At 74.0% G+C, this 20,248-nt stretch carries 18 protein-coding genes and 1 tRNA gene; 11 read left to right on the top strand and 8 right to left on the bottom strand.

Annotation, left to right across the window (positions count from 1 at the left end):
* Positions 1-28 precede the first annotated feature (28 nt).
* A tRNA-Leu gene (locus tag ACIGZJ_RS16960) sits at positions 29-113 on the bottom strand.
* Between the two features lie 248 nt (positions 114-361).
* Between ACIGZJ_RS16960 and ACIGZJ_RS16955 the strand changes: the two genes are divergently transcribed.
* From ACIGZJ_RS16955 to ACIGZJ_RS16945, 3 genes are all read left to right on the top strand, one after another.
* The gene (locus ACIGZJ_RS16955; protein WP_392933554.1) at positions 362-1,687 is read left to right on the top strand and encodes a M20/M25/M40 family metallo-hydrolase; all 1,326 of its coding nucleotides are present in this window, start codon (positions 362-364) and stop codon (positions 1,685-1,687) included.
* Between the two features lie 315 nt (positions 1,688-2,002).
* On the top strand, positions 2,003-2,245 hold the full coding sequence (locus tag ACIGZJ_RS16950; RefSeq protein ID WP_387949580.1) for a chaplin: 243 nt from the start codon (positions 2,003-2,005) through the stop codon (positions 2,243-2,245).
* A gap of 302 nt (positions 2,246-2,547) precedes the next feature.
* Entirely contained in the window at positions 2,548-3,426 is an 879-nt protein-coding gene (locus ACIGZJ_RS16945) for a chaplin family protein (RefSeq protein ID WP_396457909.1), read from the top strand.
* Between the two features lie 298 nt (positions 3,427-3,724).
* Here the strand turns inward: ACIGZJ_RS16945 and ACIGZJ_RS16940 are convergent, their stop codons facing one another.
* Positions 3,725-3,934: a DUF5703 family protein gene (locus ACIGZJ_RS16940; protein WP_392933558.1), complete on the bottom strand. Its 210-nt coding sequence runs from the start codon at positions 3,932-3,934 to the stop codon at positions 3,725-3,727.
* A gap of 331 nt (positions 3,935-4,265) precedes the next feature.
* Here ACIGZJ_RS16940 and ACIGZJ_RS16935 point away from each other — a divergent pair, with 331 nt between their 5' ends.
* Positions 4,266-4,871, top strand: a complete 606-nt coding sequence (locus tag ACIGZJ_RS16935; protein WP_392933560.1) for a hypothetical protein — start codon at positions 4,266-4,268, stop codon at positions 4,869-4,871.
* Between the two features lie 237 nt (positions 4,872-5,108).
* Here the strand turns inward: ACIGZJ_RS16935 and ACIGZJ_RS16930 are convergent, their stop codons facing one another.
* The 3 genes from ACIGZJ_RS16930 to ACIGZJ_RS16920 form a co-directional block, all read right to left on the bottom strand.
* Positions 5,109-5,891, bottom strand: a complete 783-nt coding sequence (locus ACIGZJ_RS16930; protein WP_396457908.1) for an SDR family NAD(P)-dependent oxidoreductase — start codon at positions 5,889-5,891, stop codon at positions 5,109-5,111.
* Between the two features lie 242 nt (positions 5,892-6,133).
* Positions 6,134-8,332, bottom strand: a complete 2,199-nt coding sequence (locus ACIGZJ_RS16925; RefSeq protein WP_396457907.1) for a helix-hairpin-helix domain-containing protein — start codon at positions 8,330-8,332, stop codon at positions 6,134-6,136.
* 119 nt (positions 8,333-8,451) lie between these two features.
* A complete protein-coding gene (locus ACIGZJ_RS16920) occupies positions 8,452-9,432 on the bottom strand; it encodes an aldo/keto reductase (RefSeq protein WP_396457906.1) in 981 nt (326 codons plus the stop codon).
* Between the two features lie 292 nt (positions 9,433-9,724).
* Here ACIGZJ_RS16920 and ACIGZJ_RS16915 point away from each other — a divergent pair, with 292 nt between their 5' ends.
* Positions 9,725-10,771: an LLM class F420-dependent oxidoreductase gene (locus tag ACIGZJ_RS16915; protein WP_396457905.1), complete on the top strand. Its 1,047-nt coding sequence runs from the start codon at positions 9,725-9,727 to the stop codon at positions 10,769-10,771.
* A gap of 66 nt (positions 10,772-10,837) precedes the next feature.
* On the opposite strand, the gene ACIGZJ_RS16910 is transcribed toward ACIGZJ_RS16915, so the two are convergent.
* Positions 10,838-11,830, bottom strand: coding sequence for a magnesium and cobalt transport protein CorA (locus tag ACIGZJ_RS16910; protein ID WP_392933576.1), 993 nt, complete (start codon positions 11,828-11,830; stop codon positions 10,838-10,840).
* Between the two features lie 180 nt (positions 11,831-12,010).
* On the opposite strand from ACIGZJ_RS16910, the gene ACIGZJ_RS16905 reads away from it, so the two are divergent.
* The 6 genes from ACIGZJ_RS16905 to mshC all read left to right on the top strand — a co-directional run bounded on the left by ACIGZJ_RS16905 (position 12,011) and on the right by mshC (position 17,967).
* On the top strand, positions 12,011-12,709 hold the full coding sequence (locus tag ACIGZJ_RS16905; RefSeq protein ID WP_396457904.1) for a histidine phosphatase family protein: 699 nt from the start codon (positions 12,011-12,013) through the stop codon (positions 12,707-12,709).
* Positions 12,710-12,996: 287 nt separating this feature from the next.
* Entirely contained in the window at positions 12,997-13,572 is a 576-nt protein-coding gene (locus ACIGZJ_RS16900) for a DUF3090 family protein (protein WP_396457903.1), read from the top strand.
* Positions 13,542-14,414, top strand: a complete 873-nt coding sequence (locus ACIGZJ_RS16895; protein ID WP_396457902.1) for an SCO1664 family protein — start codon at positions 13,542-13,544, stop codon at positions 14,412-14,414. Before ACIGZJ_RS16900 ends, ACIGZJ_RS16895 begins: the two co-directional genes overlap by 31 nt.
* Positions 14,415-14,611: 197 nt before the next feature.
* Positions 14,612-15,520 (top strand): helix-turn-helix domain-containing protein, encoded by a 909-nt coding sequence (locus ACIGZJ_RS16890; protein WP_396457901.1) that lies wholly within the window; start codon positions 14,612-14,614, stop codon positions 15,518-15,520.
* Between the two features lie 128 nt (positions 15,521-15,648).
* Positions 15,649-16,518 (top strand): carbohydrate-binding protein, encoded by an 870-nt coding sequence (locus ACIGZJ_RS16885; RefSeq protein WP_396457900.1) that lies wholly within the window; start codon positions 15,649-15,651, stop codon positions 16,516-16,518.
* A gap of 219 nt (positions 16,519-16,737) precedes the next feature.
* On the top strand, positions 16,738-17,967 hold the full coding sequence (gene mshC, locus ACIGZJ_RS16880) for a cysteine--1-D-myo-inosityl 2-amino-2-deoxy-alpha-D-glucopyranoside ligase (RefSeq protein WP_396457899.1): 1,230 nt from the start codon (positions 16,738-16,740) through the stop codon (positions 17,965-17,967).
* Positions 17,968-18,069: 102 nt separating this feature from the next.
* Here mshC and ACIGZJ_RS16875 read toward each other — a convergent pair whose 3' ends face one another.
* Entirely contained in the window at positions 18,070-19,020 is a 951-nt protein-coding gene (locus tag ACIGZJ_RS16875; RefSeq protein ID WP_396457898.1) for a PAC2 family protein, read from the bottom strand.
* 282 nt (positions 19,021-19,302) lie between these two features.
* The gene (locus ACIGZJ_RS16870; protein WP_396457897.1) at positions 19,303-20,130 is read right to left on the bottom strand and encodes an SGNH/GDSL hydrolase family protein; all 828 of its coding nucleotides are present in this window, start codon (positions 20,128-20,130) and stop codon (positions 19,303-19,305) included.
* Positions 20,131-20,248 lie beyond the last annotated feature (118 nt).

The raw sequence follows: 20,248 nt of genomic DNA, 5'->3' as shown, positions 1-20,248 counted from the left end.
AGGATTTCTCCTGACCCGCACTGCACTGTGTCCGAGGGGGGACTTGAACCCCCACGCCCGATAAAGGGCACTAGCACCTCAAGCTAGCGCGTCTGCCATTCCGCCACCCGGACCGGGTGTTTGTCTTTGCAGCCTCGTCGGCCGCGCTGACAGATGTAACTGTAGCAAAGATCGGGTTGTGCTCCCAAAACGGGTCGGGGAGGTGGAGTGGGGGTTGCGGCGGCGTGTCGCCGTGTTTCGTGGGGGTGGATCCGGGTGGGGGGCTGGGGGAGGATGGGCGGACGTGCTCGTACGACCTGGGTGCAGGTCCCGGGGGTGGCGCGCTGGTGCGTCCGTGCGGGCCAGAGACGAGGAGTGACCCGTGAGCGAGCAGCGGAGCGAGCCGAAGGTGACGGCTGAGTCGGAGGTCGCGGAGATCTGCCGGGATCTGATCCGGATCGACACCAGCAACTACGGCGACGGCTCCGGCCCGGGTGAGCGGAAGGCCGCCGAGTACGTGGCGGAGCAGCTCGCCGAGTTCGGTCTGGAGCCGCAGATCTTCGAGTCGGCCAAGGGTCGGGCGTCGACGGTGGTCCGGATCGAGGGGGAGGACCGTTCCCGTCCGGGCCTGCTGATCCACGGCCACACGGACGTGGTGCCGGCCAACGCCGCGGACTGGACGTACGACCCGTTCGCCGGGGAGATCGCGGACGGCTGCGTCTGGGGGCGCGGCGCGGTCGACATGAAGGACATGGACGCGATGACCCTGGCGGTGGTCCGCGACCGGCTGCGCACCGGGCGCAAGCCCCCGCGGGACCTGGTGCTGGCCTTCGTCGCGGACGAGGAGGCGGGCGGCACCTACGGCGCGCGGTTCCTGGTGGACAAGCACCCGGACCTCTTCGAGGGGGTGACCGAGGGCATCGGCGAGGTCGGCGGCTTCTCGTTCACCGTGAACGACCAGGTCCGGCTGTACCTGGTCGAGACGGCCGAGAAGGGCATGCACTGGATGCGGCTCACGGTCGAGGGCCGGGCCGGGCACGGGTCGATGGAGAACGACGACAACGCCATCACCGAGCTGTGCGAGGCGGTGGCGCGGCTGGGGCGGCACAAGTTCCCGCTGCGGATCACCAAGACCGTCCGGGCCTTCCTGGACGAGCTCTCCGACGCGCTCGGGGTCAAGCTCGACCCGGAGAACATGGACGAGACGCTGCGGGTGCTCGGCGGCATCGCCAAGATGATCGGCACCACGCTGCGCAACACCGCCCAGCCGACCATGCTCGGGGCCGGCTACAAGGTGAACGTGATCCCCGGGCAGGCGACCGCGCACGTGGACGGGCGCTTCCTGCCCGGATTCGAGGAGGAGTTCCTGGCCGAGCTGGACAGCGTGCTCGGCCCGCGGGTGAAGCGGGAGAGCCTGCACTCGGACAAGGCGATCGAGACCAGCTTCGACGGGGCGCTGGTGGAGGCGATGCAGACCGCGCTGCAGGCGGAGGACCCGATCGCGCGCGCGGTGCCGTACTGCCTCTCGGGCGGGACGGACGCCAAGTCGTTCCAGGACCTCGGCATCCGCTGCTTCGGCTTCGCGCCGCTGCAGCTGCCGCCGGAGCTGGACTTCGCCGGGATGTTCCACGGCGTGGACGAGCGGGTGCCGGTGGACGGGCTGAAGTTCGGCGTCCGGGTACTGGACCGGTTCCTCGACGCCTGCTGAGCGGCGGAGCGAAGCCCCCGGCGGGCGGCTGGGTGCGGCGGGTGCGGTGCATGGACGGCCCGTCCCCGGGGTGCCGGGGGCGGGCCGTCCGCGCAGGTCCGCGGGGCAGCCGTCAGCATTGTCCGAGCTAATGATTTGGGGCAGCCCGAAGGAGATCAAGAGAAACGATTCTTCCCAGAATTCCGAGTCGACCATGTGTGCGACGCATCACCGTTGCGGGTGAATGGGGAAAGCCTTCCGTACCCCGTTTGCCACACCCTCGTTCATTCCTATGCAGCCCGCCGAACGGGTTGCGTTGTCCATACAGGAGGAATGATGAAGGTCAAGAAGATCGCCGCTGTTGCCGCTGCCACCGGTGGCCTGGTGCTCGCCGCGGCCGGTGTCGCGTCCGCCCACGGCGGCGCCGCCGCCAACGGTGTGGCCGCCGGCTCCCCGGGCGTCGTTTCGGGCAACCAGGTCCAGATCCCGGTCCACATCCCCGTGAACGTCTGCGGCAACACCATCAGCGTGATCGGCGTGCTGAACCCGGCGTTCGGCAACCACTGCGCCAACTTCTAAGCGCAGGTTGACCGCTTGATCGGCTGATCATCGGATCGACTCACTGTGCCCCCGGGTGGCGGACGCGCCGCCCCGGGGGCGCTGGTGTGTCCGGGGCCGGTGGCCACCCCCCCGGGGGGGGCTCATGGACCCGGGGTGTTCGTACGTTCGGACTGTCGCTCGATCGGGTGAAGCGGGTTTGGTCGGCTCAACCTCTCCCGACCAGCCTCGTTGTCCCGTGTGCAGTCGAATACCTCGTCCGTTATTCGGAAATTCCGACTTTCGGCAGGTCATAACGTCGTCTCGATACGTCAGGGGAAAATATGAGGAATGTAGCCAAGAAGGGGCTCCTCACGGCCGTGGCCACCGGCAGCGTGCTGGCCTCGACCGCCGGCTACGCCTACGCGGGCGCCGAAGCGCAGGGGGGTGCGGTCGGCTCGCCCGGCGTGGCCTCCGGCAACTCGGTGCAGGTGCCGGTCGACGTGCCGATCAACGCGTGCGGCAACACCGCCGACGTGATCGGCGCGCTGAACCCGGCGTTCGGCAACCGCTGCGCCAACGCCGACGGGCACGGCCGTTCCGGTCACCCCGCCCCGGGCACGTCGGCCTCGGGTTCGTCGGCGTCCGGCACGGCGGCCGGGTCGCCCGGAGTCGTCTCCGGCAACAGCGTCCAGGCGCCGGTGCACATCCCCGTCAACGCCTGCGGCAACTCGGTCGACGTGGCCGGCGTCGGCAACCCGGCGTTCGGCAACGCCTGCGGCAACGAGGCCTCCCCGATGACCAGCCCGCCCGCCAAGCCGGACGACGACTGCCCGGAGGACCACGGCTCCCACAACCCGCCGCCGCCCGGGACGACCCAGCCGTCCACGCCCCCGCAGACCGGCGGGGAGACCACGCCCGGCAACCCGCGGACCGGCAGCCCGTCCACCACCATCCCCGGAGCGCCCACCGGTACCGGCACGGCCGCCACGCCGTCCGCGAGCACGCCGGCCGCGCCGACGGCAGGCGGCGGGCAGAGCGGTCAGGCCGTGCCGGCCGCCGCCCGGCAGGTGAACGACACCGCCGCGCACGGTCAGGCCGCCACCGGCAGCCAGCTGGCCTCGACCGGCGCCGGCAGCACCGAACTGCTGGGTGCGGCCGGCCTGGCGCTGCTGCTCGGCGGCGGCGTCCTCTACCGCCGCGCCCGCGCCGGGGCCCGTTGAGCGGAGGAGCAGGCGGACGGATGGGGTAGGCGGCCGGCCTGAGCAGCCGCCGTGCCCACCTTTCGATCGACCCTGCGGCCCGCAACGACGGGTCCACGCCATACGCCCGCGGCCGACCGGTTCGTCCGGCGGCCGCGGGCGTATTCGGGCCGGGAATCGGCCGGGAACGGGCCAGGAAGGCGAGTCCAGCAGACCGGTCCGGCGGATGAGCTCAGCGCGCGTCCGTCGTGCGGTCGCAGCGGCAGGCCCCGGCTGGCCCCAGCAGGCCCCGGCGGGACGCCTCAGGGAGCCGGGCTCCTCACCAGCTCCGGACCTGCCGGATGATCCGCCGCCGAAGTAGCACCGTCCGGCTGCCGTCCGGGAACAGTCGCAGTCTGTCCAACTCCCAGTGCCCGTACTCGGCGTGCTCGGTGAGCAGTTGGCGCGCCGCGTTGCGGGTGGTACCGCGCGGCATGCGCAGCGACTGGTACTCGTACTCCGGCTGTCGGACCGACTTCGGTGGGGTCAAAACGCTCCTCCTGAGGGACACCTGCACGCAAGCGTACGGCCTGCCTCCGACAACCGGCCCGGGTATTTTCGGTCGTGCTCCGGCCGGCCCGGCGGACCGCACCCCTGGCAGTGCATCAGCTCCGTTTCCGCTGCTGACGGAATACCCCGATCGCCGCCTGCGAAGCGGCACTCGAACGGCCCAACCGTGCCGTTTCCGCACACCACGCCTGGGGCGTGCGCGGTCACAGAACCACGCGGATCGGACATCAGGGGGGAAGTTGCGGTGAAATCGCGGGTGTAGATGACAACCGCTGTGCGTACCGGCACCGGGGGGAGATAGCGTCTGCACCATGTCTGATGCCGCGCAGCCAACCCTTGCCGAGGTACGCGCCGCCGCCGAGGCGGTCAAGGCCGCCATCGATCGTCACCTGGAAGCGGTGTCAAGCCCCAACGCAGCGGACGATCCCGCCGTGTTCACCGCCTACGAGCAGCTGGCCACGGCGGCCATCGCCTACGACCAACTCCTCTACGAGGCCTACGACGAGGTGACCCCCTTCGAGGTCCCGGGTGACGAGGGCCCGGGCGGGTACCTCGGCCCCGAGCAGCCGGAGGCGATCAGTGTGCTGATCCGGCGCGACTACCACGTGGTCGACCCGAAGCGGCTGCGAGCCCAGGCCGAACGGCTGGAGGAGTCGCTGACCCCCGGCGGGGCCGGGACGGCCGGGGTCAACGCCGCGATCGGCGTGCTGTTCGGCGAGTACGAACCGGACGAGATCGCCGCCCGCAGTGAGGAGTTCGGCCTGGAGGAGGGCGATTCGACGCTCTGGGTCGCGGCCGCCGAGCCGACCGAGCCGGGGGAGTGGCTGCCCGAGCCCTTCGAGCGGGCCGACCCGCAGCTGCTGATCTGCCGGTTCGACGTCAGCGAGGTCTACGACGACGAGGACCCGGACGACTGACCGTCCGGCTCCAACGTCCATCGTCCACGGCCCTCCTGCACGGCCCTCCTGCACGGCCCTCCTGCGCCACCCTCCTGCACCGTTCGCTGTGCCGCCAGGGGCGGTGCCGGGGCACCCGTCCCGGTACCGCCCCGACCTGTGCGCACGCCCGTGTGCGCGGCACAGGACCTAACGGGCTGCCAGCACGCCGAGTTGGCTGTGCGCATGGTTTCGGACGTTTCTCTCGGGTGGCGGCGGTCAGAGCTGGCGCAGCGCGCCGCCGTCGACGGCCCACTCGGCGCCGGTCACCTGGCCGGCGAGCGGCGAGACCAGGTAGGCGATCACCCGGGCGACGTCCTCGGGCGTGCCGAGGCGGGCGCTCGGCAGGCGTCGGACCTCGTGGACGAAGTGGTCGATCGCCGCCTCGACGGGCAGGCCGAAGGAGTCGGCGAGCTGTTCGGCGAACCCGCCCGGCGCGTCCCAGAGCCTGGTCCGGGTCGGGCCGGGAGAGACCACGGTGGAGCGGACGCCCCGCGGGCCGAACTCGGCCGCGAGCGACTTGGACAGCGAGAGCAGCGCGGTCTTGGCCGCCGCGTAGTCCACCAGGGGGCTGTCCGGCAGCCGGGCCGCCTCGCTGGCGACGTGCACCAGCGCGCCGCCGTCGCGCAGCAGGGCGGGCAGCACGGCCCGGCTCATCCGCACCGCGGAGTGGAAGTTGAGGTCGAAGGCGGCCAGCCACTGCTCGTCGGTGACCTCCAGGAAGCCGGACCGGGCGTCCAGGCCGCCGACGTTGTTGACCAGGGCGTCGAGGCGGCCGTGTTCGGCCAGCACCTGTTCGACGATCCGGTCGGCCGCACCCGGCTCGGTGACGTCGGCGGCCACCGCCCTTACCCGCGACCCGAGTTCCTCGATGCCGGCGGGCCGGCGGGCCACCCCGACCACGGTGGCGCCTTCGGCGGCGAGCAGGCGTACGGCGGCCTCGCCGATACCGGCGGAGGCTCCGGTGACGACCACCACCTTGTCGGTGAGCTGAAGATCCATCGGACGTACTCCTCGGTTCGCTGGGGGTGTGCCTCCACCCTCCGCTGAACTGCGGGTATTCGTCCAAGACATGGCTTCTACCGGTCACATGAAGGTTGTTTATGGCGGGGGGGGGTGCCCAGTGCACAGGAGCGCCGGAGTGGGAAGTCGGCGGGTCCGACTTCTGGCGCAGGGCGCAGAGCGCAGGGCGGGCGGCCCCCCGGAGTCGGGGGACCGCCCGTCGGCGTGGTGCCGGTGCGGGGTCAGTACGCCTGGACGGCGTTCTCCGCGAGGATGGCGCGCAGGCGCGTGGTGCGCGGCTGGGCCGGCCGCTCGGTGACGGCCTGGAGCAGGGCCGGGCCGGCCGCGTGGACCACCGAGAGGTGGCGCTCGCCGCGGCCGAACGCGGTGTAGACCCACTGCCGGGTGAGCGCGGCGCCCGCGTCCTCCGGCAGGACGACGACCGTGCCGGGCCAGCGGCGGCCGACCGCCTGGTGGACGGTCAGCGCCCAGCCGTGCCGCAGGCGGGCGGCCTCGGCGGGCGGGACGGTACGGCGGGAGCCGTCGGCGTACTCCAGGTGCAGGCCGGTGGCATCGCCGTCGACCACCCGGGCGGGGCGGGTGACGCCGGGCGCGGGGGAGTCGACCACCCGGTCACCCGGGTCGAAGCCGCCGAAGCGGCCGGGGCCGGGGTTGAGCCGGGCCTTCGCGGCGGAGTTGAGCGCCCGGGTGCCGGCGCCGCCGCCGTGGCCGGGGGTGAGCAGGACCACCTGCTCGGCGGGGATGCCGAGCGCGCGCGGGATGGAGTCGGTGAGCAGCTGGATGGCGCGGTGGACGGCCTCGCCGGCGTCCTTGGCGGTCAGGATGACCACCTCCTTGTCCGGCGCCTCGACCGGCTGGAGCTCGCCGATGCCGACGCCGGAGACCAGCTCGCCGATCGGACCGAAGTCCGGGGTGCGGGAGGCCACCGGCGGGCAGACCTTGGCGGCCAGCAGGTCGGCGAAGAACCGCCCGGGGCCGGCCGACCAGAGCTGGCCCGGGTCGCCGCTGAGGACCAGGCGGGTGCCGTCGGCGAGCGACTCCAGGAGGGTCGCGGCCAGTTCGACGTCGAGCAGCGGGGCGTCCAGGACGACCAGCAGGTCGAGCGCCAGCGTCCCGTCGGGGGAGCGGCCGGGGCCGACGGAGCCGGTCAGCAGACCGGTGAGCGTGGCGACCTGGACGGCCGGCGCGTCGGCGTCGGCGGCCTCGGCGGCCAGCGCGGCGAAGGCGTCCCGGCCCTGGTCGGTCCAGGTGGCGGCCCAGGTGCGCAGCCCGAGGCCGGCCGCGGCCCGCAGCAGTGCGGCGGGCTCGGCCCGGGCGGCCTCACCGCCGGTGTGGGTGACCAGCGCGCTGTCGGCGACCGCCCGGATCAGGGCGGCCGCGGAGGAGGACGGCGCTGCCGCGGCGGCGGCCTCCCACGCGGCCGGGCCGGGGGCGACGGGGGCGGCCTCGGCCTCGCCGGGCTCCCCGGCCTCCAGGCCGTCCTCGGCACCGTCCTCGGCGCCGCCGTCGGCGGGGTCGGCGCTGTCGGACCCGGAGTCCTCGACGTCCTCCGGGTCCTCGCCCGTCTGGAAGGTGGACATCAGCCGGACCAGGCCGTCCGCCAGGCTCTCCTCCGCCAGCGCCAGCCGCTCCAGTGCGAGCAGCGTCCGGGTCGGGGGCTCGTCGTCCTCGTCGTCGGACCCGGCCTTCGCCTCCGCGCCGGTCAGTTCCTCCTGGAAGGGCATCGCCCGGCCGTCGACCATCGCCGCCTGCAGGGCGGCCGCGGAGTCCGGCAGGCCGAGGCGGTCGAGCCCGGCCGCGACCTCGCCGATCTCCACGGCGGAGTGCCCGCGCAGCGCGGCCTGCTCCAGCACCCACGGCACCAGCGCCTGGGCCCGGCGCGGGTCGCCCGGGCCGGCGGCGGGGCCGAGCAGCCCGCGGGCGAAGCCGTCCGCGTGCTCGGGGTGGACGCCGGGCAGCGAGAGGACCGCCCAGGGGTCGGCGCGCAGCTGTTCGGCGGCGCCGTCGCCGAACTCGGCCACGGCGGCGGTCGCGAGGTCGGTCGGCGCACCGCCGGCGGCCAGCACCTCGGCGGTGTCGCGCAGGGCCTGCGCCCGCTGCTCGTCCGTCTCGGCGCGGACCGGCCGGGCGCCGGCGGGGGCGTTCTCGCCGGAGGAGGCGGGCGCGGCGGACGTACCCGCGGCCTCGCCGGGCTGTTTCCCGACCGCGCGGACGGCCTCCGCCAGCGCCGCGATGGCCGCGGCCTTGTCGGCCCCACCGGCGCCACCGGCCTCGCCGACCTGAGGCGTACCGTCCTCCGGCGCACCGTCCTCGGGCGCACCCTCGTCGGTCACGCCGCCGTCGACCACGCCGTCGACCACGCCGTCCGCCGCCGCCCCGTCCGCCGTGCCGCCCGGAGCGTCGTTCTCCGTGTTGCCCATCGTCCGCTCCAAAAGGTCACTCCACAGCCGGGCACCGGTACCGCGGGCGCGAGCACGCGGCGGGTGCGGTCAAACGTCGTTCGTCACCGGGAGGCCCGAACCCCGGGGCCTCGCCGGCCCTAAAGCTCGCTCCACCCCTGGTCCGGGTAGCGGTGCACCGGCGACGAGATGTCGTCGAGCGCACCGCGGATCTCACCCGGAAGCGTAAGCGCCTCCACTGACAGCGCCGCCTGCAGCTGCGCCGGCGTCCGAGCCCCGACCAGTGCGGAGGCGACACCGGGCCGGTCCCGCACCCAGGCGAGCGCCACCGCGAGCGGGCTGCTGGCCAGCCCGTCGGCGGCGGTGGCGACGGCGTCCACGATCCGCCGCGAGCGCTCCCCGAGGTAGGGCTGGACGAAGCCGGAGAGGTAGGGCGAGGCGCCGCGCGAGTCCTGCGGGACGCCGTGCCGGTACTTGCCGGTGAGCACGCCCCGCCCGAGCGGCGAGGCGGCGAGCAGCCCGACCCCGGCGTCCTGCGCGGCGGGCAGGGCCTCGCGCTCGATGCCGCGCTGGAGCAGCGAGTACTCCAGCTGCACGCCGGCCAGCGGCACCCGCCCGTGGTGGGCGCGCTGCCAGGTGGCGGCCTTGGCGAGCTGCCAGCCGCTGTAGTCGCAGACACCGACGTAGCGGGCGCGCCCGGAGGCGACGGCGATGTCCAGGGCGCTCAGGGTCTCCTCGACGGGCGTCGTCGGGTCGAACGCGTGCACCTGCCACAGGTCGACGTAGTCGGTGCCGAGTCGGCGCAGCGAGGCGTCCAGGGCGGCGAGCAGGTGGCCGCGCGAGCCGTCGAAGCGCCGGACGGAGTCCGGAACGCTGCCCGCCTTGGTGGCGATGACGAGTTCGGAGCGGGGGATCAGGTTGTCGGTGAGCCGGGAGATCAGGTACTCGGCGCCGCCGTCCGCGTAGACGTCGGCGGTGTCGACCAGGTTGCCGCCGGCGTCGACGAACTCCTTGAGGAGCTCGGCCGCCTCGTGCTCGTCGGTGTCGCGGCCCCAGGTCATGGTGCCGAGACCGAGTCGGGAGACCTGCAGCCCGGTACGGCCGAGGTGACGCTTTTCCATCGGGCGGGCCCTCCAGTGGCCGATTACGTCGACAGCGCCGGTACCGTCCGTGACACCGGTGGGGCCCGGAGGTCGGCAACGCCGGTGAACCCGGCAAACGCGCAGGTGGAAAGAGGCTCCCCCACGTCGGCTGAGCGTAGCGGCCGGGGTCCGGACAGCTGCGCAGACCCGCAGGGCGGCCGTCGCGCGCCCGGCTCGCCGGAATGTGACCCGGCACACCACTACCGGCCAGTAGCATGACCGCCGGGCGCGCGGCTACCCTCACGATCAACCGGACTGGAAGGCAGGGCACATGCGACTCGGCATCAACCTCGGCTACTGGGGACTCGGCATGGACGCCGACAACATCGCGGTGGCCCAGGAGGCCGACCGGCTGGGCTACTCGGTCTGCTGGGCGGCCGAGGCGTACGGCTCGGACGCGGCCACCGTGCTGTCCTTCGTCGCCGCCAGGACCGAGCGGATCGACGTCGGTTCGGCGATCTTCCAGATCCCGGCCCGCACCCCGGCGATGACCGCGATGACGGCCGCCACCCTGGACACCCTCTCCGGCGGGCGGTTCCGGCTCGGCCTCGGCGTCTCCGGCCCGCAGGTCTCCGAGGGCTGGTACGGCGTGAAGTTCGACAAGCCGCTCGCCCGCACCCGCGAGTACGTGGAGATCATCCGCAAGGCGATGTCCCGCGAGCGCCTCGTCCACGAGGGCGCCAACTGGACGCTGCCGCTGCCCGGCGGGCCCGGCAAGCCGATCAAGCTCACCGTGCACCCGGTGCGCGAGCACATCCCGCTGTACATCGCGGCGATCGGCCCGAAGAACCTGGAGCAGACCGGCGAGATCGCCGACGGCTGGCTCGGCATCTTCTTCGCCCCCGAGCACGCCGCGCTCTCGACCGACCCGCTGCGGGCGGGCCGCGCCAAGTCCGGGCAGAGCCTGGAGGGCTTCGACCTCTGCCCGACCGTCACCATCGCGGTCGGCGAGGACATCAAGGCCGGCGCCGACGCCCAGCGCTCCTACGCCGCGCTCTACATCGGCGGCATGGGCAGCAAGGACAAGAACTTCTACAACCAGCTCACCCGGCGGATGGGCTACGAGCAGGCGGCGGACGAGATCCAGGAGAAGTACCTCGCCAAGGACTACGCGGGCGCCGCGGCCGCCGTCCCGCACGAGCTGATCGACGCCACCTCGCTGATCGGCGACACCGCCCGGATCGCCGACCGGATGCAGGCCTACGCCGATGCGGGCGTCACCACGCTGACCCTGGCCCCGGCCGGATTCAGCCTGGAGGAGCGGGTGCAGGCGCTGCGCACCGGCGTCGAGGCCCTGGAGCGCGCCGGGCTGGCCTGAGCCCGAGCACATCGGGGGGCCTATCGGGGGGCCTGCGGAAGGACCCTCGGCCCCCCGATGCGGCGGCTACAGCCAGCCGTGCCGCTTGAACACCCGGTGGAGCACGGCGCAGACCAGCACCATCAGCCCCACCGCGGCCGGGTAGCCCCAGGGCTGGTGGAGCTCGGGCATGTGCTCGAAGTTCATGCCGTACACGCCCGCGATCATCGTCGGGACGGCGGCCAGCGCCGCCCACGCCGAGATCTTCCGCATGTCGTTGTTCTGCTGCACGCTGACCTGCGCCAGGTTGGCGCTGAGGATGTCGGACAGCAGCCGGTCCATGCCCTCCACCTGGTCGTTGGCCCGGGCCAGGTGGTCGGCGACGTCCCGCAGGTAGGGCAGCGCCTCGGGGCGGACGAACGGCACGCCGCCGCGCTCCAGGCGCAGCATCGGCTCGACCAGCGGGCCGGTGGCCCGGCGGACCGCGACCAGTTGGCGCTTGTAGCCGTAGATCCGGCCCGCGGTGTCCCGGCCGACCCGTCCGGGGGCGAAGACGTCGGCCTCCAGCTCGTCCAGGTCCGCCTGGAGGGCGGTGGCCACGTCGAGGTAGCCGTCCACCACGGTGTCGCAGACCGAGTGCAGCACCGCGCTCGGCCCGTACCGCAGGACGTCCGGCTGCTGCTCCAGCTCGGCCCGCAGCTCGCCGAGCGGGCTGTCGGCGCCGTGGCGGACCGTCATGACGTAGCAGTCGCCGAGGAAGATCATCACCTCGCCGGTGGTCACCGCGTGCCCGCCGGGGTGGTAGCCCACGGTCTTGAGCGCGACGAACAGCGAGTCCTGGTACGCCTCCACCTTGGGCCGCTGGTGGGCGCCGACGGCGTCCTCGACGGCCAGCGGGTGCAGCGAGAACTCCGTGCTGACCAGGTCCAGTTCCTCGGCCGTGGGCTCGAAGAGGCCTATCCAGACGAAGCTGCCGTCGCCGGCCGCCCGCGCGGCGGCCAGGGCGTCCGAGTAGTCCTCGGGCCCCTCGATGCGGCGGCCGGCACGGTAGAGGGCGCAATGCACGATCATGCGGGCCATTGTGGCTGCTCGCGGCGGGCAACGGCGCCATCTCCACCGGAAGCGCACACCCGCAGGCCGCCACCCCCGACGGGCCCGCAGCGCCTCCCCGGCGGACCCCCGGGGGCCCGCGACCGGCCGCATCACCGGCCCTGACCGCCGGACGCACCCGCCCGCGGGCGTTGTCGTACGCTAGGCCCCATGCCCACCCTGCTGCTCGTCCGCCACGGCCGCTCCACCGCGAACACCGCCGGAATCCTGGCCGGTTGGACACCCGGGGTGGACCTCGACGACACCGGGCGAGCCCAGGCCGAGGCGCTGGCCGGCCGGCTCGCCGGGATCCCGTTGGCGCAGGCCGTCAGCAGCCCGCTGGAGCGCTGTCGGCAGACCCTGGAACCGCTGCTCGCCGCCCGGCCCGAGCTGGGCGACCCCGCCCAGGACGACCGCCTGGGCGAGTGCCACTACGGAGAGTGGACCGGCCGCCCGCTCGCCGAGCTGGCCGGGGAGCCGCTCTGGCGCACCGTCCAGGACCACGCGGCGGCGGCCGTCTTCCCCGGCGGGGAGTCGCTGCGCGAGCTGAGCCACCGCACGGTGAGCGCGGTGCGCGAGTGGAACGGGAAGATCGCCGCCGAGCACGGCGAGGACGCGGTCTGGATCGCCTGCTCGCACGGCGACGTGATCAAGGCGGTGGTGGCCGACGCGCTCGGCCTGCACCTGGACCACTTCCAGCGGATCAACGTCGATCCCTGCTCGGTCACCGCGATCCGCTACACCCCCCAGCGGCCCTTCGTGCTGAGAATGGGCGACACCGGCGACCTCGCCTCGCTGGCCCCCAGGCCCGGCGGCGGGGGCGCCCCGGCGGGCGACGCGGTGGTCGGCGGCGCCACCGGCACGGCCTGAGCCGCTCGCCCCGGCCCGGCCTCCCCCGCGTCAACCGGCCCGCGTCAACCGGCCCCGCGCCGACCGCCCCCGCGCCGACCGCCCCGACCGGCCGATCGCCCGTCCTCCGGGCCGTGCACCGACCCGCCCGGGGCAGGTCACCCGCCCGTAACGGGCGCGGCGCCCCGGGCCCGGCCCGGAAGTCGTAGGGTGACTAACGAGCCCGCGCAGGGGCCCAGCCCGTCACGTCCAGTCCAGCCACGACGTCGGAAGACGTCGGAACGATCGAAACGATCCGGAGCGAGAGCGTGCCCCGTCAGGTCTTCTTCTACGACCAGCCCGAACGGTTCGTGGCCGGTACCGTCGGCCAGCCCGGCGCCCGGGCGTTCTACCTGCAGGCCAGCGCCCGGGGCCGGATCACCAGCGTGCTGCTGGAGAAGACCCAGGTCGCCGCGCTGGCCGAGCGGATAGAGGAGGTCCTCGACGAGGCCCTGCGGCGCAGCGGCGGCGACGCCGCGATCCCCGCCGCCGCCCCGGTCGACCTGCTCGACACCGCCCCGCTCGACCTGCCGCTGGAACAGGAGTTCCGGGTCGGCACCATGGCGCTGGCCTGGGACAGCGTCGACGCCTGCCTGGTGGTCGAGGCCCAGGCGGTGGTCGAGGAGGAGGAAGGAGAGGGCGAGGAGGCGGCCGAGGCCGTCTTCGAGGACGACGAGAACGGCCCCGACATGCTCCGGGTCCGGCTCTCCGGCGCGATGGCCCGGGTGTTCGCCAAGCGGGCGCTGGACCTGGTCGCGGCCGGCCGCAAGCCCTGCCCCTTCTGCAACCTGCCGCTCGACCCGGAGGGCCACCTGTGCCCGCGCGCGAACGGGTACCGGCGCTGAACACCGACACCCCGCCCCAGGCCGACCCGGTGGCCGGCGCCGCCCTGGCCGCCGACGTGCCGACCGCGCTGAGCCTGCTGCGCGAGGGCGAACTCACCGTCCACGGGCGGCTCGCCGACGCCTCCAACGCCGCGCTGTACTGCAGCGTCAGCGCGGACGGACGGTCCGCGCAGGCCGTCTACAAGCCGGTGGCCGGCGAACGCCCGCTCTGGGACTTCCCCGACGGCACGCTGGCCGGCCGCGAGGTCGCCGCCTACGAACTCGCCGCCGCCACCGGCTGGGCGCTGATCCCGCCCACCGTGCTGCGCGACGGCCCGCACGGGCCCGGCATGGTGCAGCTCTGGGTCGAGCCCGACCCCGGGGCCGACCCGCTGCTCGCCCTCCAGGACCCGGCCGGTCCGGAGGCCGGCTGGCTGCCGATCGTCCGCGCCGACGTCGGCGACGGGCGCACCGCGCTGCTGGTCCACCCCGACGACCGGCGACTGCGCCGCCTCGCCGTCCTGGACGCCGTCCTCAACAACGCCGACCGCAAGGGCGGCCACCTGATCGCCGCCGCCGACGGCCGGATCTACGGCATCGACCACGGGGTCACCTTCAACACCGAGGGCAAGCTGCGGACCCTGCTCTGGGGCTGGGCCGGGGAGCCGCTGCCCGCCGAGGCGTTGGAGGTGCTGGCCGACCTGGCCGGACAGCTGGACGGCGCGCTCGGCGAGCGGCTCGCCCCGCACCTCACCGCGGCCGAACTCGCGGCCGCCCGCGCCCGGATCGCCGAGCTGCGTCGCACCGGCCGCCACCCGCTGCCGTCCGAGGAGTGGCCCGCCATCCCCTGGCCGCCCATCTAGGGCCTGGCCGGCCTCCGCAGGGCACGGTCGGGGCCGCGATCCGGGCCCGGTCCGGGGGCCGCTCCCGCGTTGGGACGTGTATTGGTCTGGACCGGTGCGGTGAACGGGTCGCACACTGCTCCGATGAACGAGCGACGGACGACCCCGGACCGGGCCCGGACCACCCCCGCCCCGGCCATCCCTTCCCGGACCGCGCCGTGAACGCCGCCCGCGCACTGGACCTGCCGCTGCACCGCTTACAGGTCCCGCTGCCGCACCTGCTGCCGTTCGCGACCGGCACCTTCGACACCATCGGCCCGCTCTCCCGGGCCGGCTTCCCCCACCGGCACTCCTTCTACGAGATCGTCCTGGTCACCGGCGGCCGCGGCGCCCACGTCGTGGACCTGGTCCACCGCCCGCTGCAGCCGCCCCAGTTGTGCGTCATCACCCCCGGCCAGGTGCACTACTGGGACGACGCGGACGACCTGGCCGGGCATGTCGTCCTGTTCAACGAGGACTTCCTGCTCTCCAACCCCCGGGACCTCGCCGCGCTGCGCACCCTGGCCGCCCGGCCCGGACTGCGGCTCGGCGAGCAGGCCGCCCCGATCATAGCGCTGCTGGCGGACATGGAGCACGAGTTCCGGTCCCGCCCGCCCGGCTACCCGGGCGTGCTCCAGGCCCTCCTGCACGTTCTGATCGTCCGCGCGCTGCGCGCCCGGGCCCCCGAGGAGGGCGCCGCCGCGTCCGGCCGTCCGGCCGAACTGGCCGCCGCCTTCACCAGGTTGGTCGCCGAACCGGGCGGGGTGCGGCGCTCGGTGGGCTCCTGCGCCCAGGAGTTGGGGGTCTCGCCCGGCTATCTGCACACCCTGGTCAAGCAGTCCACCGGCCGAACCCCCGGCCGGCTGATCCGCCAGCAGCAGACCCTGGAGGCCAAACGGCTGCTCGCCTGCACCGAACTGACGGTCCGCCAGATCGCCCGGGAGGCCGGCTTCGACGACCCGGCGTACTTCTGCCGGTTCTTCCGGCGGGAGACCGGCATGACGCCGGGGGAGTTCCGCGCCCGGGTCGGAGGAAATCACCACGATCCCCGGATCGGGTCCATCGCGGCGGCTCCGGACGGCCCGTAGGTTTCCTACTGGCCGCCGGTGGCCGCCCGCTGCGGAGGGCGGCCGCCGGCCCGGTCCTTGTCATGCCCCCACCATGACAAGGGCCGACCGCCGCATCCCCCCGTCTTTCTCAGCGAAGGAGTCGGCGCATGCCCGCACCCGAAGAGCCCGCGACCGGGCCGGAGGGCCTGATCGACCGCCGGATCACCCGCAAGACCGTCCTGAAGGCCGCCGCCGTCCTCGGCACCGCCCCGCTGCTGATCGGCGGCGGCGTGGCCCTCGCCCGCGACCGGGTCGGCACCGGCGAGGCGCCCGGCCTGACCCCCGCCTGCCACGACGACGACGATCCGACCATCGAGCAGACCGAGGGCCCCTACTTCAAGCCGAACTCCCCGCTGCGCACCTCCCTGGTGACGGCGAACACCCCCGGCACCCGGCTCACCGTCAGCGGCTACGTCTTCGGCCGGGCCTGCCTGCCGATCGCCAACGTCCTGCTGGACTTCTGGCAGGCCGACGTCAACGGCGCCTACGACAACGTCGGCTTCACCTTCCGCGGCCACCAGTTCACCAACGCGCAGGGTGCCTTCACCCTCTCCACGATCGTCCCCGGCCTCTACCCGGGCCGCACCCGGCACATCCACGTGAAGGTCCAGGCCCCGGGCCGCCCGGTCCTCACCACCCAGCTGTACTTCCCCGGGGAGCCGCGCAACAGCACCGACACCATCTACGACGCGCGGCTGCTGATGAACGTCCGCCAGGTCGGCTCGGCGAAGGAGGGCACCTACGACTTCGTCCTGAACGTCCCGCAGACCCCCACCACGCCGCCCACCAGCCCGAGCCCCACCACACCCACCACCCCGCCGACCACCCCGCCCGGCGGCAGCTGGACCGCGGGCACGCTCTACAACGCGGGCGACCGGGTCACCTACGCCGGCGCCTCCTACCGGTGCCTCCAGGCGCACACCGCCATCACCGGCTGGGAGCCGCCGAACGTGCCGGCCCTCTGGCAGCGCGTCTAGCGGCTCCGCGCGACTCCCGAGGGCCGGGCGCCCGGCCGGCGGCAGGGCCGGTCGGGCGCTCATCCCGGCATCCGACGCACCGTCGACTTATTCCCCGAAAGACGTCCGAAAGCCGTCAATGGCTGGTCCTTATCAGTACGGAACCGCTCGGACAACGAATCCAGTCGATCTTGTGCACTGGTTAGGCTTTCAAATGTTCGCAAGGTTAAGGTCAGTCCCATGCATGCCTGGCCCGCCTCCGAGGTTCCCGCCCTGCCTGGTCAGGGGCTCCCCCTTCGTATCCACGACACCGCAGCGGGTTGTATCCGGGAGGTCGTGCCGCAGGACGGCACCGCCCGGATCTACGTCTGCGGCATCACCCCCTACGACGCGACCCACATGGGCCACGCCGCCACCTACAACGCGTTCGACCTGGTGCAGCGGGTGTGGAAGGACGCCGGCCACGACGTCCTCTACGTCCAGAACGTCACCGACGTGGACGACCCGCTGCTGGAGCGCGCCGTCGCCACCGGCCAGGACTGGACGGCGCTCGCCGAGCGCGAGACGGCGCTGTTCCGCGAGGACATGACCGCCCTGCGGCTGCTCCCGCCGGCCCACTACATCGGCGCCGTCGAGTCGATCCCGTGGATCGTCCCGCTGGTCCAGAAGCTGCTGGCGAGCGGCGCCGCGTACCGCGTCGACGGCGACATCTACTTCTCCGTCGAGTCGGACCCGCAGTTCGGCGAGGTCTCCGGCCTCACGACCGAGGCCATGCGGCCGGTCTTCGCCGAGCGCGGCGGCGACCCGGACCGCCCGGGCAAGCGCCACCCGCTGGACGCCCTGCTCTGGCTCGCGGCCCGCCCCGGCGAGCCCGCCTGGGACACCGAGCTCGGCCACGGCCGCCCCGGCTGGCACATCGAGTGCGTGGCGATCGCCCTGAAGTTCCTCGGGATGTCCTTCGACATCCAGGGCGGCGGAAGCGACCTCTCCTTCCCGCACCACGAGATGGGCGCCGCCCACGCCCAGGTCGCCACCGGCCACCGCCCGTACGCCAAGGCCTACGTGCACGCCGGCATGGTCGGCCTGGACGGGCACAAGATGTCCAAGTCGCGCGGCAACCTGGTGTTCGTCTCCGCGCTCCGCCGCGAGGGCGTCGACCCGGCCGCGATCCGCCTCGCGCTGCTCTCGCACCACTACCGCGAGGACTGGGAGTGGACCAAGGGCACCCTGGACGAGGCCCTGGAGCGCCTCGCCCGCTGGCGTGCCGCGGTGTCCCGCCCGGACGGCCCGCCGGCCGAGGGGCTGCTCGCCGAGGTCCGGGAGGCGCTCGCCCACGACCTGGACGCGCCCGCCGCGCTGGCCGCGGTCGACCGCTGGGCCGCCCGGCAGGAGTCCGAGGGCGGCACGGACATCGGCGCGCCGGGCCTGGTCTCGCGCACCGTGGACGCGCTGCTCGGCGTCGCGCTCTAGGCCCTGTCCGGCCCAGCCCGTCGAGGGCAGCACGCACCGAAGGGGTGCCAGGAGACCTCTCCTGGCACCCCTTCGGTGCGTGCTGCCGTCCGGCGGCGCGGATCAGTCCTCCCCGTCGCCCTCCTGGGCCTCCCGGGCGCCGGGCGCCTCGGGCTCGCTGGGCCGCTCCGCCGTGGCGTGCCCGGCGACCGGCTTCTCGCCGGTCGGGCCGACGTTCTCCCGGCGGCGCAGGTAGCGCTCGAACTCCCGGGCGATCGCGTCGCCCGAGGCCTCCGGCAGCTCGGCGGTGTCCTGCGCCTCCTCCAGCTGCTGCACGTACTCGGCCACCTCGCTGTCCTCGGCGGCGAGCTGGTCCACGCCCAGCTGCCAGGCCCGGGCGTCCTCGCCCAGCTCGCCCGGCGGGATGCGCAGGTCCAGCAGGTCCTCCAGCTTGTTGATCAGCGCGAGGGTGGCCTTGGGGTTCGGCGGCTGCGCGACGTAGTGCGGCACCGCCGCCCACAGCGTCACGGCCGGCACCCCGGCGTGCGTGCAGGCCTCCTGGAGCACGCCGACGATCCCGGTCGGGCCCTCGTAGCGGCTCTCCTCCAGATCCAGCCGCTGGGCCAGGTCGGGGTCGGAGGTGACCCCGCTGACCGGCACCGGGCGGCTGTGCGGGGTGTCGCCGAGCAGTGCGCCCAGGATCACCACCAGCTCGATGCCCAGCTCGTGCGCGAAGCCGAGCAGCTCGTTGCAGAACGAGCGCCAGCGCATGCTGGGCTCGATGCCGCGCACCAGCACGACGTCCCGGGGCTTGGGCTCGGTGACCCGGATCACCGAGAGCCGGGTGGTCGGCCAGGTGATCCGGCGGATGCCGCCCACCAGCCAGACCGTCGGCCGGTTGACCTGGAAGTCGTAGTAGTCCTCCGCGTCCAGGGCGGCGAACACCTTGCCGCTCCAGGTGTCGTCCAGATGCGCGACGGCCGCGGACGCGGCGTCGCCGGCGTCGTTCCAGCCCTCGAAGGCGCAGACCATCACCGGGTCGATCAACTCGGGAACATCTTCCAGCTCGATCACCCAGCGTCTCCCTCCGGTCGGCGGTCGTCCGTGCCAGGCCCCGGGCGGGCTGCCGGGGCTTCGGCGGTGCGGCTGCCGACTGTCGAACCTCTCGTCACCCATGGAACGCCTCGCTCCATGGTCCCTACCTGCCCAGCCTACGGGCTTTGATGCGCGCCTCGGCCGGGCACCGGGACAGTCTGGGGGAGCGGGGCGCCGGGATCCACCGGTTATCCGCGGCCCGCCCCCGGCGCCCGCCGGGGCAGGGCCACCGGGCGGTACCCGGGCCCGGCCGGACTCAAATCAGCGCGGGCCGGCGGCCGCGGTGACGGCCGGGAGGTAGCCGAGGGACTGGCCGTCGGCGGTGGGGTGGAAGGACTCCCAGAGCCGGGGGAGCACGATGCCGGTGATCCACTCCCGGCCCGCCGGCGCGCACACCTCGTGGCCCTCGAACGCCGTCCGGACGTCGGCGAACCCGAAGCCGAAGGTCCCGGCCTGACGGCGGATGAGCTCGTCCAGCTCGTCGGTGAGCGCGTTGAACCGCTGCCGGCGCGGGTCGGTGCCGATCAGGCAGGTGGTGCCGGTCCGCAGCAGGTGCGGGTAGCCGGTGACGACGACCCGCGCGGCCGGGGCGGCGGTCCGGACGCCGTCGTAGAGCTCCGCCAGCCGGTCCGGGAGCTCCTCGCGCAGCCGCCGCTCGGCCTCGTCCAGGGTGCGGTCGCAGCGGCTCTCGGTGGTCAGCGGCTGGAGGCAGTCGCCGGCGGCCTGGGCGAAGCCGAGGTCGTTGCCGCCGGCGGTGAGGGTCACCAGCCCGGTGTCCGCCGCCACCCGGGGCAGCTGGTCGCGCCGCACGTCGGCGGTGGTGGCGCCGCTGCACGCGGCGGCGAGGAAGGCGGTGGCGCCGTGGTCGGCCGCCCAGAGCGCGGGGTAGGCGTTGGCGCTGCGGTGGCAGTCGCCGCCGTCCTGCTCGTAGGCGCCGGCCCCGGTCCCGGCGGCGTAGGAGTCGCCGAGGGCGGCGTACCGCGGCGGGGCGTCCAGGGCGGAGGTGTCCACCGCGCGGGCGGGGCCGGCGACGGTGAGGGCGAGCAGGGGGGTGGCGGCCAGGGCGGCCAGGAGGCGGTGGCGCTGCACGGCGGTACTCCGGGGGGTTCCGGCGGCCGGGCGCGGTCCGCCTCGGCCCATCGGGCACGGATCGTATCTGAGTGGGCACGCAGAGTTGCCATCGTGCCCGCGTGGCGGGGCGGCGCGA

The organism is Kitasatospora sp. NPDC052868 (assembly GCF_044547105.1).
GTDB lineage: Bacteria > Actinomycetota > Actinomycetes > Streptomycetales > Streptomycetaceae > Kitasatospora.
The sequence above is the reverse complement of the archived record's forward strand: the minus strand, read 5'-3'. Positions and strand labels throughout refer to the sequence as shown.

Excerpts from the sequence above, each read along its gene's own strand:
- ACIGZJ_RS16935 (WP_392933560.1), top strand. The coding sequence starts at position 4,266 with ATGTCTGATGCCGCGCAGCCAACCCTTGCCGAGGTACGCGCCGCCGCC.
- ACIGZJ_RS16885 (WP_396457900.1), top strand. The coding sequence starts at position 15,649 with ATGCCCGCACCCGAAGAGCCCGCGACCGGGCCGGAGGGCCTGATCGAC.
- ACIGZJ_RS16905 (WP_396457904.1), top strand. The coding sequence starts at position 12,011 with ATGCCCACCCTGCTGCTCGTCCGCCACGGCCGCTCCACCGCGAACACC.
- ACIGZJ_RS16945 (WP_396457909.1), top strand. The coding sequence starts at position 2,548 with ATGAGGAATGTAGCCAAGAAGGGGCTCCTCACGGCCGTGGCCACCGGC.
- ACIGZJ_RS16930 (WP_396457908.1), bottom strand. The coding sequence starts at position 5,891 with ATGGATCTTCAGCTCACCGACAAGGTGGTGGTCGTCACCGGAGCCTCC.
- ACIGZJ_RS16925 (WP_396457907.1), bottom strand. The coding sequence starts at position 8,332 with ATGGGCAACACGGAGAACGACGCTCCGGGCGGCACGGCGGACGGGGCG.
- ACIGZJ_RS16915 (WP_396457905.1), top strand. The coding sequence starts at position 9,725 with ATGCGACTCGGCATCAACCTCGGCTACTGGGGACTCGGCATGGACGCC.
- ACIGZJ_RS16950 (WP_387949580.1), top strand. The coding sequence starts at position 2,003 with ATGAAGGTCAAGAAGATCGCCGCTGTTGCCGCTGCCACCGGTGGCCTG.
- ACIGZJ_RS16920 (WP_396457906.1), bottom strand. The coding sequence starts at position 9,432 with ATGGAAAAGCGTCACCTCGGCCGTACCGGGCTGCAGGTCTCCCGACTC.
- mshC (WP_396457899.1), top strand. The coding sequence starts at position 16,738 with ATGCATGCCTGGCCCGCCTCCGAGGTTCCCGCCCTGCCTGGTCAGGGG.
- ACIGZJ_RS16910 (WP_392933576.1), bottom strand. The coding sequence starts at position 11,830 with ATGGCCCGCATGATCGTGCATTGCGCCCTCTACCGTGCCGGCCGCCGC.